We start from the raw sequence: 15,088 nt of genomic DNA, 5'->3' as shown, positions 1-15,088 counted from the left end.
TCTTACGTGCTGAACACGCCCTTTTCCCCATGGCCGTCCTTCACCGAGCAAGAGGTCGAGGCCGTCTCGCGGGTGCTGCGCTCCAACCGCGTCAACTACTGGACAGGCGAAGAAGGCAGATCTTTCGAGCGTGAGTTCGCCGAGTGGGCCGGAACGGACCACGCGGTTGCCATGGCCAACGGCACGCTGGCCATCGACGCCGCATGGCCGGCGCTCGGCATAGGCGAAGGCGACGAGGTCATCTGCACGCCGCGCACCTATTGCGCGTCGGCTTCCTCCATCGCCATGGCGGGCGCACGGCCGATATTCGCGGACGTGGACCTGGACAGCCAGAACATCACGCCGGAAACGGTCGAACCGCTCATCACGAAGCAGACGCGCGCCATCATGTGCGTGCATCTCGCAGGCTGGCCCTGCGACATGGAAGGCTTCGTCGACCTTGCCCGCAAGCACGACATGGCGCTGGTGGAAGACTGCGCGCAGGCGCATGGCGCAGCGATAAGTGGACGGCCTGTAGGATCGTTCGGAAATATCGGCTCGTGGTCGTTCTGCCAGGACAAGATCATCACCACGGGCGGCGAAGGCGGCATGGTCACCACCAGCGACGAAGCGTTGTGGAAGAAGATCTGGTCATACAAGGACCACGGCAAAAGCTGGGACGCGGTCTACAAGCGCGAACACGCGCCGGGCTTCCGCTGGCTGCATGAAAGCCTTGGATCCAATTTCCGGCTCACCGAGATGCAGGCGGCGATCGGACGCATACAGCTCGCCCGCATGCCCGAATGGCACGCCGCACGGAAGTCGAATGCCGGCCGGCTGACCTCAGCTTTCCGGGAGATCGACGGCTTGCGCAACCCGGAAGTGCCGGCCGAAATGGAACATGCGTGGTATAAATTCTATGCCTTCATCGAGCCGGAAGCCCTGAAGGACGGCTGGTCGCGCGACCGCATCATGAATGCGGTCACGGCGGCGGGGGTGCCCTGCTATTCCGGCAGTTGCCCGGAAGTGTATCGCGAGAAGGTGTTCATCGAGGCCGGCATGGCGCCGCCCCAGCGTTTGCCGAACGCGCTGGCCTTGGGCGAGACCAGCCTGATGTTCCTGGTGCACCCCACCCTGACCGAGGCCGAGATCGCGCGCACCTGCGACGTGGTCGCTTCGGTCATGAAGGGCGCGGTTCGCTAGAGCGTCTCACCTTTCACCCTTTTGCTGGAAATGCTCCAGGCGTCTTCCCGAAAGGTATGGAGGCGGCGATCAGGACGGCGTTGAAGATGAAGAAACTGTCCATGATGTCGTGCCTGAACATGATCTGCGTCATCCCGGCTATGACGTAAACCGCACTGACAAGAATGGCGAGGAAAAGCCTGCGTTTGTAGTCGCCGTCCTTCGGTGCGGCCATTGCTATCACAATGGGCATGGCCAGGACGCCGATGACGGCTGCCAGCCCCAATATGCCGCCGTCGAGCGCAACGCTCAGAAAACCGTTATGCGCGTGCGAAAAGCGCAGCGCCAGCTCACCGCCAGCGCCGGGAATATTTGCCGCCACCGCCTCCATCCGGTTCTGCACGCCGTAGCCCAGAAACGGCGACTGGGCTAGGGCGCGCAGCCCCCCCTGCCAAAGCGAAACGCGGATATCCAGGCTCGTGACGCCTTGCGATTGGCGGAACTTGCCGGTCGCACTTTCGATGCTCGCCAGCTTCTCGGCTATCTGCGCGCCTGCCACGAAATATCCGATGCCGAGGATCGCCACCAGGCAGATCGCCCGCACGGGTGTTATCAGGGCAATCCATCGCCGAGGCGCAAAGACAAAACAGACGAACAAGACGATCGGAAAAGCAAGCAGCACGCCGCGGGTCATGGCCAGCGCGGAGGCAAGCAGGCCACATCCAAGCCCTATCCAAGACATTCGCTCGTAAAAGGCGTTGGGAGACTTCATGTTCAGGGCCGAAATACCGGCCAGGCAAAGAGAAATAATGGCAAAAACCGCGGAATTGCCCATGCCCCCTTCCGCTTCGTGCGCGCGGTGCAGCCATTGCCCGACCGCCACCAGCGCGCCTGCCATAGAGCCGCAGGCAGCGCCGCAAATGTAGACGGACAGGTAGTCGACGCGAGGGCTGACGCGAAGCCTCGGGATCAACACCCACAGCGACAGGAACGGCAGGCACGCCACCATCTTCGCGAACACGCCTGCCGGATGGGCTCCGAGCAGACCGGTCAGCAATATGACAGCCGGAAACGCCGTGAAGGCCCACGCGAGCGCCCTGTCGGTGCCGTTCATCCGAAAGGGAAAGCGTTTCAGCGCCAGCGACAGAACGGCCCACACGAAGAAGGCGACCAGAAGAACCGAGATCGCACTGCCGGCAACCGGCGGCAAAGCGGCCATCAGGAAAACGGCTACAAGATTATTGCGATCGAAAGAGGGCTGCCGCAGCAAAGCCCGCCCCGACGCCAGTGCGCCCGACTCCTGATTTTCCGCTTGTGAAGAAGACAACAGGTTTTCCTCTGGGCCTTGATGCTCCGGTCCTAAACCGCGCGCATTATTTTTCAAGCAGGTTTCAGTCATTGCATCGCGCGGGCGCAAATCCGGGGCCTTGATCGCCCCGCACACAGCCTATAGACAGCCAGTTCAAGCATCCTCCCGGCTCAATACGCGGCTTTGGCCGCCTCTCCCGCACGCGAAAGTCACAGATATGACCATTGCATTCATTGATCTCGCAGCCCAGCAGGCACGCATCCGCGCACGCCTGGACAGTGCCATCGGCGAAGTGCTCAACCAAGGCAGGTACATCATGGGCCCGCAGGTTGCAGAGTTCGAGCGCCAGCTCGCGGCATTCTGCGGCGCGACCCATTGCCTTTCCTGCGCCAACGGCACGGATGCACTGCAACTGGCTCTCATGGCCTTGGGCGTCAAGGCAGGCGATGCAGTCTTTGTTCCCGCCTTCACCTTCGCCTCGACGGCCGAGGTCGTGCCGTTCCTGAACGCCACGCCCGTTTTCGTGGATTGCCTGCCGGACACGTTCAACATGGACCCGGAGAGCCTGAAGCGCGCCATCGTCCACGCCAAATCGCTCGGGCTCAATCCTGCCTGCGTGATTCCGGTGGATCTCTTCGGCCTTCCGGCCGACTACGACAGCCTCGTCCCGATCGCGCGGGAGAACGGCATGAAGGTCATCGGCGACAGCGCGCAGGGCTTCGGAGCGGGCTATAAGGGCCGCATCACCGGCGCCATATGCGACATCACCACGACCTCGTTCTTTCCCGCGAAGCCGCTCGGCTGCTATGGCGATGGCGGCGCGCTCTTCACCGACAGCGACGAGCTGAAGGCATTGATCGATTCGTTCCGCGTCCATGGCAAGGGCTCGCACAAGTACCAGAACGAGCGCGTCGGCATGAACAGCCGGCTGGATACGCTCCAGGCAGCCATTCTGATCGAGAAGCTTGCCATCTATGCGGACGAGATCGAGCGCCGGCAGGCGGTCGCCGCGCGCTACGACGCGGGCCTGTCGAACCGCTTCAACACGCCTTATGTGCCGGATGGGCTGAAGAGCGTGTGGGCGCAATATACGCTGAAAACCGACTCCGAGGCCGCCCGCGACGCGCTGCGTGCCCGGGCCAAGGATGCGGGCGTGCCGACCGAAGTCTATTATCCGGTCCCGCTGCACCGGCAGAACGCCTACAAGGAATTCCCGGTCGATCCCGCCGGCTTGCCGGTAAGCGAGGACATGTCGAGCCGTGTCGTCAGCCTCCCGATGCACCCCTATCTCGAGCGCGAAGCGCAGGACCGCATCATAGCGGCCGTCATAGGCTGAGATAATCTGCGGCTGACAGGAGTTTTTGCGATCCCGCCTGGTTGAGCGGGATCGCTGTACAGCTGAAATGACAGCCGGCCCGGCAAGGCGCTGCCCGGTTGCAAAACCGCACCATCTATCTTGGCGTTTCACCGACGCGGCATGCAGCAGCGCGCGCTGCGACAAGCTAAAGGTCTTCCACGCGCAACTGGCTGCGCTGTTCCGAGGCTCCCGCTTCAGGGCGGCGGTATTCCGGAACGATGTGGTGAAGAAGCTCCACCACGCGCATCTTGTCTTCACGCGCTACGGCTTCCTGCAGCGTCGCGAGCGTCTTGTGGAGCAGGACCTTGTCGATCACGCGAGGCGAGGCGATGAAGTAGTCGTCCTCGTCATGGCGGTGATAGACCTCCGAGGGATCGAACAGCTCCTCATACAGCTTTTCGCCCGGGCGCAGGCCGGTGAAGACGATGTCGATGTCGCCGTACGGCTTGAGCCCCGCGAGCTGGATCATGCGCTCGGCGAGATCGACGATGCGGACGGGATTGCCCATGTCCAGCACCAGTATCTTGCCGCGCTCCTGCGCATCGCCGCTTCTATGGGCCGACGCGTTGAGCACGAGGCGCACCGCCTCCGGAATCGTCATGAAGAAACGCACTATGTCCGGATGGGTGACCGTGATCGGGCCGCCCTTTGCGATCTGGTCCTGGAAGCGGGGCACAACCGATCCGTTCGAGCCGAGCACGTTGCCGAAACGCACCGTCTTGAAGCGTGTCGTCTGGGAACCGATGTCGAGCGACTGGCAGTAGGCCTCGGCCGCGCGCTTCGTCGCTCCCATGACATTGGTCGGGTTCACCGCCTTGTCGGTCGAGATCATCACGAAATCCGCAGTGCCATGCAGGAGTGCCGCGTCCGCGACGTTTCGCGTGCCGAGAAGGTTGGTCTTGACCCCCTCGACGGGATTGTCCTCCACCAGCGGCACGTGCTTGAGCGCTGCGGCATGGAAAACCGCATGCGGCTTGAACTGGGAGAAGATGCTCGACACGCGGCCCTGGTCGCGGATGTTCATGATCGAGGTCACGATATCCAGGTCGGGGTAGCGCTCCCGCAGCTCGACGTCGAGCAGATAGAGGTGGAATTCCGAACTGTCGGTGATGATCAGCCGGCCCGGGCCGAAATGAGCGATCTGGCGGCACAGTTCCGAACCGATGGAACCGCCGGCGCCGGTGACCAGAACCACCCTGCCGTTGACCAGCTTGGCCACCTCGCCCAGGTTCGTCGTCACCTCCGGCCGGCCCAGCAGGTCGCCAAGGTCGATCGCCTTCGGCTGGAGCGCCGCCCCGTTCGTCAACAGCGATGTTTCGCTGAAATCCGGGATGCGCGAGGCCTTGATGTCCAGGCGGGCCGCCTCTTCCACAATCTCGGCCAGGTGCTGCCGGCTGGGCGAGGCCGCCGTCACGATGAGTTCGGAAACCTTGACGCCCTTCCTGTTGAAGCGCTGGATCACCTGTTCGAGCGCGGTGAGGTCGCCCAGCACCTTCACGCCGTGAACGATTCGCGACTGGCTCAGTATGGAATCATCGAGGATGCCCACCACATTGAAGTCGTTGCTCGCCCGTCTGCAGGCGCGAATGAAGCTCTCGGCATTGTCGGAGAGGCCGTAAAGCAGCACGTTGCGCGATTTTCGTGCCTGTGCGCCGGAGGAAACGGCCGGGAGGGCGAACGACCTCTCCATCAAAAGGCGGTAGGCCAGACGCGTGCAGGACAGGCCCGCGATCAGGTACAGCAGCGTCAGCACCGGCACCGAGCGCGGCACGTGGAGGCCGCGCGACTGCAGGAAGGCAGCCACGGTATAGGCGACCACCGCGGCAAGGCTGACCTTGAAGATCGTTATCAGGTTGGGGATCGAGACATAGCGCCAAGATCCCTTGTGCATGGAGAATATCCATGAAGAGGCAAAGAAGAATGCGGTGAAGGTCACGGTCTTGTCGACAAGACCCGGCAACACATGCAGCCGGTCATAGCCATATGTGGTCATATAGGCGAGCACGAAAGCGGCAGCGGCCGTCAGGAGATCGAGCACCGATGCGCCCACACGCCAGAGGCGCATGCGCTCAACGAAGTCGGGAGCTTTCATTCAGGGGACCTCATCCTTCCCGCCCTTGTATCCCGGCGAGTGACCCTCTTCAATGCTCCCGGCAGGATTTTGCTGGCCAGAGAGAAACTTGAACGCCCGCGATTTCTAGCAACGCACAAGTTTTTCGCAGTTCAGGGCACCATCGTCACACGTTGCGAAAACTCGACATTGCGTATCATCATGCTGACATCGCCGCTGGACTGATAATTCGGAAGCATGACCAGCTTCACGGTACGGGTCGCGGGCCGGAACTGGTTGGTGCTTATGTCCCCCTCGCCGGTGATGACCCCGCCTACCCTCACCCAGCCCTGGTTCGAACTGAGCACCATCTTGGCGGCGCCGGCATAGCGATAGACGCCGGGTCCGGAGCGGAGTTCGGTGCCGCTCGCGTCGAACGTCTGGACCCCGAAATAGAACATGGACGTCTGCGGCGATCCGTCAGGCCTCGGCAGCACGCGCACTTCCGCGCCGAGCTGGTAAACCCGGCTCGTGTCGACGGCTATCGTCTCCTTGGAGAACACCACCTTGGGGCCCTTGACGGTGATGGCCGGAGCTTCCAGCACGAAGCGCTCCGCCGGCGGCCAGACCTTGTCGAACCATTTGAACTGCAGCCCGAGCAGCGCACAGAGCCCCACCAAGGCGAGAATCCAGACGATGACGCGCAGATAGAACCACAGGAAAAACGCCGGCGGGTTTTTCCCGCCTACGCCGTCATCCGTCCCGGCCATTGCCTTTGGCACAGATCGCCCTTTCTGCCGGAAGCTACCGGAACGGCGCGGTTCGCCGCACCTTTCCGGCAGGCTCAAATCATTTCTCGTGGGGAAGCAGCGACCAGACGGCCGGCACGATGGAGCAGGCGAGAGCCACCTTGATGAGGTCGGGCAGGATGAAGGGCGCAACGCCGAACTGCCAGGCCTTTTCGGCGCCGATCAGCGTCGCCAGCCAGCCGAACCCCATCGCCAGCATGACGATTTCCGCCACAAGGACAGCTCCGGCGAACTTCAGCAGGGAGCGATCCCAGCCCCGGTCGGCGGCCCAGCCGACGATCGCGGCCATGGCCACGAAGCCGGCGAGATAGCCGCCGGTAGCGCCCAGCATGTAAGCGAGGCCGATGCCCTTTTCCGGCGTGGACTGGAAGACGGGGTAGCCCATCGCGCCCTCGGCCAGATAGAGAAGCAGGGTGGCGACCCCGAGCCGCAGCCCGAAGGCGGCCGCGATCAGGAACACGGCGAGCGTCTGCAACGACATGTCGACCGGCCCGAACACCACCTTGGTCTTGGCGGACAGGGTCAGCAGAATGGTCCCTCCGACCGCCAGCGCGAGCTGGGCCATCAGGCGCGCGGCGCCCTTCTGCGGCAAGGCGAGAGAAACAAGCGGGCGTGTGGTAGCGATTGCCATGGTCATCCCCATCCGGTCCGGCAGCGCGTCGCATGCGCATCGCGTTTCCCTATATTGGCTTCCATGTTAAGCGGCAATCCGTTTCGCCCTCTTCGCCCCGAGTTCCGCAAGGTTTCCGACGATGGCCCTGAAATTCGACGCCGAGTTCAATCCGGCCCATGGCGAGGCGGTGGCTGTCGCCCCCGGCGTCCTGCGCGTCACCGCGCCAAACCCCTCGCCTTTCACCTTCCACGGCACCAACAGCTATGTGGTGGGGCGCGAGACGCTGGCGGTCATCGATCCCGGCCCGGACGACGACGCACATCTTTCAGCCCTGCTCAAGGCGATCGCCGGCAGGCCGGTAAGCCATATCTTCGTCAGCCACACCCACAGGGACCACTCGCCGCTTGCCACGCGGCTCAAGGCCGAGACGGGCGCGGTCGTGCTGGCGGAAGGGCCGCACAGGCCGGCGCGCCCGTTGCGGATCGGCGAGACCAACCCGCTCGACGCCGCCGCCGACATGGATTTCCGGCCGGATATCGCGCTCGCCGACCGGTCGCTGGTCGAAGGCGACGGCTGGGCGCTCCGCACCGTGCTGACGCCGGGGCATGCTGCCAATCACGCCGCCTTCGCGCTGGAGGGCACCGGCATCCTGTTTTCCGCCGACCATGTCATGGCATGGTCGACCACCATCGTCGCGCCGCCGGACGGAGCGATGAGCGACTACATGGCTTCCCTTGACAGGCTGATCGCGCGCGACGACAGGCTGCTGCTGCCCGGTCACGGCGGCGCGGTGACGGCGCCGCGCACCTTCATGCGGGGGCTGAAGACGCACCGCAAGATGCGCGAGCGCGCCATCCTGGAACGGCTCAGGGCCGGCGACCGCACCATCAGGGCCATTGTGGAAGCGATCTATCGCGACACCGATCCGCGCTTGCACGGCGCCGCCGCCCTGTCGGTGCTGGCGCATCTGGAGGACCTTGTCGCACGCGGGCTTGTGCGCAGTGAAGCAGAGCCGTCCCTCGACGGCGTGTTCCGCCCCGTGCCCTGACCTATTGGTCCGGCGCCGTTCCGGTCCGGGCCGAGATCTCCTTGTCCAGTTCCGTCATGAAAGCTATCACCCGCGCGGCGTTGTCGCCGAGATCGTGACGGCCGTAGCGCGAGGACGAGCGCATATCGACGATGGTGGACTCGCCGTCGGCGGCGACGCGGATCGCCACGTCGCATGGAAGATCGAGGATGAAGCTGCGCGCCAGCACCGTGACCGTGGCTTCGTCCCGCGCATCGTCGGTGGACGGCAACGGCGCGGTCGGTTGCCACCCCATTGCGTTCACCACGGTTTCCACCGCGTCGAGCGTCTCATCGAAGGGCAGATCGTAGCGATGGCCGATCACCAGCGGATAGGCCTCGCTCTGGAGACGGACCTCCCCGGGCGTGGGGGAGGCGAGCGGATTCATGACGCCGGTGCGCAGCGAGGCCTCGAGCGCCGGCGGATCGTCCTGATCGGTCGAAATGTCGCGAAGCAGCGGATAGGCAAGCATGCGATAGGCGACGAATCCGTACGGCACCAGCACGAGTGCCGCCAGCAGCGCGCCGATGGTGAGGTCGCGGCCGCCGAGCGCGCCGTATTTCCACATCCGGGCAAAGGCCAGGCCGGCCAGAAGCAGCGCCAGCGCCGCCAGCAGCGCGGCAAGGCCGAGCACCCACAGGAAGGCTGGCGTCTCGGTCAGGCCGAAATGGTGCCCGACCCAGTCCGTGACCAGCAGCACAAGAGAAAAGGCGCCGATACCGCGTGCCCATCCGGCCGCCCTCGACACCTGTCGCTCGGGGTATTCCGTCATCTGTCGCCGCACCAGCCTGCCGATCCCGGCTGAGCTTTAGAGCCTTTTAGGAGCATACGGAAGCGTCATTGCGCGCCAGGCGACTCCGTCGGCAGGGAATGGTCCCGGAACATGGCGCGCAGCGCCGTCTTCTGGATCTTGCCGGTCGCCGTATGCGGAATCTCCGGGACGAATGCGACCTCGTCCGGCATCCACCACTTGGCCACCTTGCCGTCCAGAAACGCCAGGATCTCGTCGGCCGAAGGTTCCCTGCCGGGCTTGCGCACCACCACCAGCAGCGGCCTCTCGCCCCATTTCGAGTGCGGCAGGCCGATGACGGCGGCTTCCGCCACGTCGGGATGGCCGACGGCGAGGTTCTCCAGCTCTATGGTGGAGATCCATTCGCCGCCGGACTTGATGACGTCCTTGGCGCGGTCGGTGATGCGCATATAGCCGTTCGGGTCGATATGGGCGACGTCGCCGGTGTCGAACCAGCCTTCGGCGTCGAACTGTTCCGCGCCCGCGCCGCCGTAATAGGCGCGTGCGACGGCGGGGCCGCGCACTTTCAGCCGCCCGAAGGTCCGGCCGTCCCAGGGCAGTTCGACCTCGTTGTCGTCCGTCACCTTCATCTCGACGCCGAAGGGCGCGAACCCTTGCGTCTGCTGCACGTCGAGGCGCTCCTCGCCCTCGAGCCCGGCATATTCGGGCTTCAGCGTGCAAAGCGTACCGAGCGGCGACATCTCGGTCATGCCCCAGGCATGCACCACCTCGACATCGTACTCGTCCCGGAATTTGCGGATCATCGCGCGCGGGCAGGCGGAACCGCCGATCACCACCTTGTTCAGATAGGGAAGCTTCTTTCCGGTCTCCTCCAGATATTGCAGTAGCATGAGCCAGACCGTCGGCACCGCCGCTGTGAAACTGACCTTTTCCGTATCGAGCAATTCATAGAGCGAGGCGCCGTCCAGCCTGGCGCCCGGCATGACCAGCTTCGCGCCGATCATCGGCACGCTCTGGCCGAGCCCCCACGCATTGGCGTGGAACATGGGCACCACCGGCATGATGGTGTCGCGCGAGGACAGGCCCATGGCGTCGGGCATGGCGGCCATCATGGCGTGCAGCACGTTGGAGCGATGGCTGTAGAGCACGCCCTTGGGCTCGCCGGTCGTGCCGGAGGTGTAGCACATGCCCGCGGCGGTGCCCTCGTCGAAGCTCTTCCAACTGAAGTCGCCGTCCGCCTCGGCGAGCCACTCCTCGTAGGCCACGACATCAGGCAACGCCGTTGCTGGCAGATGCGCGGCATCGGTCAGCACCACCACCTTTTCCAGCGACGGCACCTGTGGCGCGATCTTTTCGACAAGCGGAAGGAAGCTCAGGTCGACGAACAGCAGCCGGTCGCCGGCATGGTTCATGATCCAGGCGATCTGTTCGGGAAACAGGCGCGGGTTGAGCGTGTGGTAGATGGCGCCGACGCCCATGATGCCATACCAGGCTTCGAGATGGCGCGCCGTGTTCCAGGCCATGGTGGCGATGCGGTCGCCGAGCCCGAAACCGTCGCGCTCCAGCCGCTGCGCGGCCTTCAGCGCGCGCGCTCTCAATTGCGCATAGGTGGTGCGGACGACCGGCCCCTCGAGCGAGCGGGTGACGATCTCGCGGCCGCCATGCTGCCTCGCCGCGTGATCCATCAGCTTGTGGCAGAGCAGCGGCCATTCCTGCATCAGTCCGAGCACGCGCGTTCCTCCCTTTTTGAGCCCATTGTGGAAGGAAGCGCGGCAATGTCCAGATATGGCCGAACGCTTTCCGCGGGCGCCACAATCCGGCCACTCTAGGCGGGAATCAATGTCTGCCGAGGGGCAATCTCGACAAACGTAACGAGGTTCACATGGGTCCTCAGCGCGACGAACCCCAACTCGACACGCTCGAGATCGACGAGCAGGAACTCGAAATGGCGCTTTCGGAAAGCCTGGCGGAAGAAGCTCCGCAGGGCGATACCGTGCCGCGCGGGCAGGCCGTTTCCGAACAGGATTTCGTGCGCGTGGTCGACGGCGCCCTTGAAGCCGTGGACGGCCATCTTCTGTTCAAGCTCTGCGTGCGCGACGGCGAGGACGGCGAGCACGTCGCCGTGGCCTCGGTGGGCGAAGGCGACAACCGCCAGTTCCTGCTCCTGACCCTGCCCGTGCATGGCGGCGTGCTGAAGGTCGAGACCACAGCCAAGAGCGAGAACCCGGTGGCAGGCATAGCGGCCGCCTATGCCGGCCTCATGGACGTGTTCCAAGCCGCGGCCTGAGCCGGCTTTCTTCCGCGAAACCGCCTTTGCCGGCGCTCAGTTTACCGCGCTCAGCGTCGCGGTCGTGCCGTCCGATCCATCGACCTCGACATCCGACAGCCTGACGAAGGCGAAGCCCTTGGCCTTGAGCGCCAGGATGCCCTTCACGACACCCTCGCCGGCAGAATGCGTCGGCTGGTTGATATGGGAGATCACCACGTCGCCGTCGCGCGCGGACGCGATGCGCTTCTGCGCCATGCCGGCGCCCAGCAGCGAACCGCCGTCGCCATTCACCGAATAGCCGGCGATGCGGAAACCGAGCTTGCGTATCTGTTCGATCGCCGAAGGACTGTAGAGCGCGGTCGAACCCCGGAACCAGTGCGGGTCGGCTGCCCCGGCTGCGCGGATGGCGGCAGCGCCGCCTTCCACCTCCGCATCCACCGCCGCGGGTGAGCCGGCCGCCGCGATGCCGTAGATCGTCGCCGGGTGGTCCACCGCCGGCACGTGCATGGCGCCGTGGTTCTCGATCTCGAACAGGTCCGGATGGGCCTGGAGCATGGCCAGGGCCGGCGCGTTGTGCCTGAGCCAGCGGCTGGTGACGAAAACGGTGGCCGGCACCTTGTTGTCGATCAAAGCCGACAGGATGCGCATGTCGGTCCTGCCCATGCAGGCGTCGAAGGTCAGCGCCACGCGCGGCCCCGCCGTTCCGCCCGGCGCGACATGGAGGCTCGGCTCGACCAGCCCCTTCTGCCCGGCCAAGGCGGGGCCGACGCACAGAAGGGTTGCGGCGAGAAGGCTGGCAAGAAGACGCATGACGGCTCCGACAGGGCTCAGCGGATGCGAATGTCGAATTCGTTCCGCAGAGGCGGGCTTTCCTCCGCGAAAGCGGCAAACTTGCGGCACTGCGCGAGGGCGTTCTCAAATCGAGTCGCACTCGCGCGGCAGACGCCTGTTTTTGCTTGCCTTTCAGCCCTTGCCGATGGCCGATTGCGCGGCGGCCAGGCGGGCGATCGGCACGCGGAAGGGCGAGCAGGACACGTAGTCCAGCCCGACTTCCTCGCAAAAGCGTATCGAGGCGGGATCGCCGCCATGCTCGCCGCAGATGCCGAGCTTGATGTCGGAGCGGGTCGCCCTGCCCTTCTCGGCGGCGATGCGCACCAGTTCGCCGACGCCGTCGATGTCGATCGACACGAACGGATCCTGGTCGATGATGCCCTTCTGGCGGTAGGCCTCCAGGAAGGAGGCCGCGTCGTCGCGCGAGATGCCGAAGGTCGTCTGCGTCAGGTCGTTGGTGCCGAAGGAGAAGAATTCGGCCGACTCGGCGATCACATGGGCGCGGATGGCGGCGCGCGGCAGCTCGATCATCGTGCCGGTGAGGTATTCGATCCGGACACCGGTCTCCTTCATCACCGCCTCGGCCACCTGGTCGATGCGCGCCTTGACGTAGTCCAGTTCCTTCTTGAGGCCTACCAGCGGCACCATGATCTCAGGCACCACCAGCGCGCCGGCCTTCCTGCCGGCTTCCACGGCGGCCTCGAAGATGGCGCGCGCCTGCATCTCGGCGATCTCCGGATAGGTCACGGCCAGCCGGCAGCCGCGATGCCCGAGCATCGGGTTGAACTCGTGCAGGAGTTCCGTGCGATGGCGCAGCTTGTCGGCCGAAACCTTCATGGCGGCGGCGACCTCCGCCACCTCCTCCTCCGTCTTGGGCAGGAATTCGTGCAGCGGCGGATCGAGCAGGCGGATCGTCACCGGCAGGCCGGCCATGATCTCGAACAGTTCAAGGAAGTCCGACCGCTGCATGGGCAGCAGCTTGGCGAGCGCGGCGCGGCGCTCCTTCTCGGTATCGGCCAGGATCATCTCGCGCATGGCGACGATGCGCTGGCCGTCGAAGAACATGTGCTCGGTGCGGCACAGCCCGATGCCTTCCGCGCCGAAGGAGCGCGCCATGCGCGCGTCGGCCGGCGTCTCGGCGTTGGTGCGCACCTTCATGCGGCGCGCGGCGTCCGCCCATTCCATGATGGCGGCGAAATCGCCGGAGAGCTCGGGCTGCAGCATGGCGACGGTGCCCTTCAGCACCTGGCCGTTGCTGCCGTCGATGGTGATGACCTCGCCCTTCTTCAGCGTCACGCCCATGGCCAGCAGCGTGCCGTTGCGCTGGTCCACGCGCAGGCCGCCCGCGCCGGAGACGCAGGGCTTGCCCATGCCGCGCGCCACCACCGCCGCGTGGCTGGTCATGCCGCCGCGCGTGGTGAGGATGCCTTCGGCGGCGTGCATGCCGTGGATGTCCTCCGGGCTCGTCTCGACGCGCACGAGGATGACCTTGCGGCCCTGCGCGCGCAGGTCTTCCGCCTCGTCGGAGGAAAAGACGATCTCGCCGGTGGCCGCGCCCGGGGACGCCGGCAGGCCGACGCCGATGACGTCGCGCTTGGCCTTCGGGTCGATGGTGGGATGCAGAAGCTGGTCCAGCGAGGCCGGGTCGATGCGCGTCACCGCCTCCTGTTTGGTGATCAGCCCCTCATTGGCCATGTCGACGGCGATCTTGAGCGCGGCCTTGGCCGTACGCTTGCCGGAGCGGGTCTGCAGCATCCACAGCTTGCCGCGCTCGATGGTGAATTCGAGGTCCTGCATGTCGCGGTAGTGGTTTTCCAGCCGCCGGGAAATATCCACGAAGGAGGCGAACGCGTCCGGCATCAGCTTCTGCAGCGAGGGCCGGTCCGAGCCGGCGGCGATGCGCGCGGCCTCGGTGATGTTCTGCGGCGTGCGGATGCCGGCCACGACATCCTCGCCCTGCGCGTTGACGAGGAACTCGCCGTAGAGCGCCTTCTCCCCGGTGGAGGGGTTGCGAGTGAAGGCGACGCCGGTAGCCGAAGTCTCGCCCATATTGCCGAAGACCATGGCCTGCACGTTGACGGCCGTGCCCCAGCTTTCGGGAATGTCGTGCAGGCGGCGGTAGGTGATGGCGCGCTGGTTCATCCAGCTCGAGAACACCGCGCCGATGGCGCCCCACAGTTGCTCGCGCACGTCCTGCGGGAACGGCTTGCCCAGTTCCTCCTCGATGCGGGCCTTGTAGAGCGCGATGACCTTTTGCCACTCCAGCGCGGTGAGATCCGTGTCCAGGTCGTGGCCGAGGCTCGCCTTGCAGTCTTCCAGGATCTCCTCGAACACCTCGTGGTCGAGGCCCAGCACCACGTCGGAATACATCTGGATGAAGCGGCGGTAGCTGTCATAGGCGAAGCGCGCGTCGCCCGAATCGGCGGCGAGCGCCTCCACCGTCTCGTCGTTGAGGCCGAGATTGAGCACCGTGTCCATCATGCCCGGCATCGAGGCGCGCGCGCCCGAGCGCACGGAGACCAGAAGCAGCCTTTCCGGATCGCCGAAGCTGCGGCCGGTAAGCCGGCCGATATGGCCGAGCGCTTCGTCGACCTCGGCTTCCAGCGCGGCCGGATAGGCGCGGCCGTTGGCGTAATACCAGTTGCACGCCTCCGTGGTGATGGTGAAGCCGGGTGGCACGGGCAGGCCGAGGCTGCACATCTCGGCGAGATTGGCGCCCTTGCCGCCGAGCAGGTTCTTGTCGCCGGCACGGCCTTCCGCCGCTCCGTCGCCGAAAGTGTAGACCCACTTGGTCATGCTTGCTCCCTGTTGGCGGATGTCCGTCCCCATGTCCGAGGCGAGCGATAGGGGGACAAATCGGTAAAGGCAAGGC

Annotated in this window: 12 protein-coding genes; 4 read left to right on the top strand and 8 right to left on the bottom strand. The window is 65.1% G+C overall.

Going from position 1 to position 15,088, the window contains the following annotated elements; all coding sequences use genetic code 11:
• Positions 1–6: 6 nt before the first annotated feature.
• On the top strand, positions 7–1,182 hold the full coding sequence (locus tag QU595_RS04080; RefSeq protein WP_315919353.1) for a DegT/DnrJ/EryC1/StrS aminotransferase family protein: 1,176 nt from the start codon (positions 7–9) through the stop codon (positions 1,180–1,182).
• A 13-nt stretch (positions 1,183–1,195) separates the two neighbouring features.
• Here the strand turns inward: QU595_RS04080 and QU595_RS04075 are convergent, their stop codons facing one another.
• The gene (locus QU595_RS04075) at positions 1,196–2,560 is read right to left on the bottom strand and encodes an O-antigen ligase family protein (protein ID WP_315919352.1); all 1,365 of its coding nucleotides are present in this window, start codon (positions 2,558–2,560) and stop codon (positions 1,196–1,198) included.
• A 127-nt stretch (positions 2,561–2,687) separates the two neighbouring features.
• Between QU595_RS04075 and QU595_RS04070 the strand changes: the two genes are divergently transcribed.
• Positions 2,688–3,806 (top strand): DegT/DnrJ/EryC1/StrS family aminotransferase, encoded by a 1,119-nt coding sequence (locus QU595_RS04070; protein WP_315919351.1) that lies wholly within the window; start codon positions 2,688–2,690, stop codon positions 3,804–3,806.
• A 166-nt stretch (positions 3,807–3,972) separates the two neighbouring features.
• Here the strand turns inward: QU595_RS04070 and QU595_RS04065 are convergent, their stop codons facing one another.
• From QU595_RS04065 to QU595_RS04055, 3 genes are all read right to left on the bottom strand, one after another.
• Entirely contained in the window at positions 3,973–5,919 is a 1,947-nt protein-coding gene (locus QU595_RS04065) for a nucleoside-diphosphate sugar epimerase/dehydratase (RefSeq protein ID WP_315919349.1), read from the bottom strand.
• Positions 5,920–6,050: 131 nt separating this feature from the next.
• Positions 6,051–6,647 carry a hypothetical protein gene (locus tag QU595_RS04060; RefSeq protein WP_315919347.1) on the bottom strand — a complete coding sequence of 199 codons (597 nt, stop codon included), beginning with the start codon at positions 6,645–6,647 and terminating at the stop codon, positions 6,051–6,053.
• Positions 6,648–6,726: 79 nt separating this feature from the next.
• Positions 6,727–7,317, bottom strand: coding sequence for a biotin transporter BioY (locus tag QU595_RS04055; RefSeq protein ID WP_315919345.1), 591 nt, complete (start codon positions 7,315–7,317; stop codon positions 6,727–6,729).
• Positions 7,318–7,438: 121 nt separating this feature from the next.
• Between QU595_RS04055 and QU595_RS04050 the strand changes: the two genes are divergently transcribed.
• Positions 7,439–8,347 carry an MBL fold metallo-hydrolase gene (locus QU595_RS04050; protein ID WP_315919343.1) on the top strand — a complete coding sequence of 303 codons (909 nt, stop codon included), beginning with the start codon at positions 7,439–7,441 and terminating at the stop codon, positions 8,345–8,347.
• A gap of 1 nt (position 8,348) precedes the next feature.
• On the opposite strand, the gene QU595_RS04045 is transcribed toward QU595_RS04050, so the two are convergent.
• A complete protein-coding gene (locus QU595_RS04045; RefSeq protein ID WP_315919342.1) occupies positions 8,349–9,137 on the bottom strand; it encodes a DUF1499 domain-containing protein in 789 nt (262 codons plus the stop codon).
• A 65-nt stretch (positions 9,138–9,202) separates the two neighbouring features.
• A complete protein-coding gene (locus tag QU595_RS04040; protein ID WP_315919340.1) occupies positions 9,203–10,846 on the bottom strand; it encodes a long-chain-fatty-acid--CoA ligase in 1,644 nt (547 codons plus the stop codon).
• Positions 10,847–10,998: 152 nt separating this feature from the next.
• On the opposite strand from QU595_RS04040, the gene QU595_RS04035 reads away from it, so the two are divergent.
• On the top strand, positions 10,999–11,403 hold the full coding sequence (locus tag QU595_RS04035; RefSeq protein WP_315919339.1) for a hypothetical protein: 405 nt from the start codon (positions 10,999–11,001) through the stop codon (positions 11,401–11,403).
• 36 nt (positions 11,404–11,439) lie between these two features.
• Here the strand turns inward: QU595_RS04035 and QU595_RS04030 are convergent, their stop codons facing one another.
• Both QU595_RS04030 and ppdK read right to left on the bottom strand, forming a co-directional pair.
• Positions 11,440–12,195 carry a polysaccharide deacetylase family protein gene (locus QU595_RS04030; RefSeq protein WP_315919337.1) on the bottom strand — a complete coding sequence of 252 codons (756 nt, stop codon included), beginning with the start codon at positions 12,193–12,195 and terminating at the stop codon, positions 11,440–11,442.
• A 153-nt stretch (positions 12,196–12,348) separates the two neighbouring features.
• On the bottom strand, positions 12,349–15,012 hold the full coding sequence (gene ppdK, locus QU595_RS04025) for a pyruvate, phosphate dikinase (protein WP_315919335.1): 2,664 nt from the start codon (positions 15,010–15,012) through the stop codon (positions 12,349–12,351).
• Between the last annotated feature and the right edge of the window lie 76 nt (positions 15,013–15,088).

It is taken from the genome of Mesorhizobium sp. SP-1A (genome assembly GCF_032460275.1).
In the GTDB taxonomy this organism is placed as follows: Bacteria; Pseudomonadota; Alphaproteobacteria; order Rhizobiales; family Rhizobiaceae; genus Mesorhizobium.
This window is presented reverse-complemented; position numbering and strand designations above follow the sequence as displayed.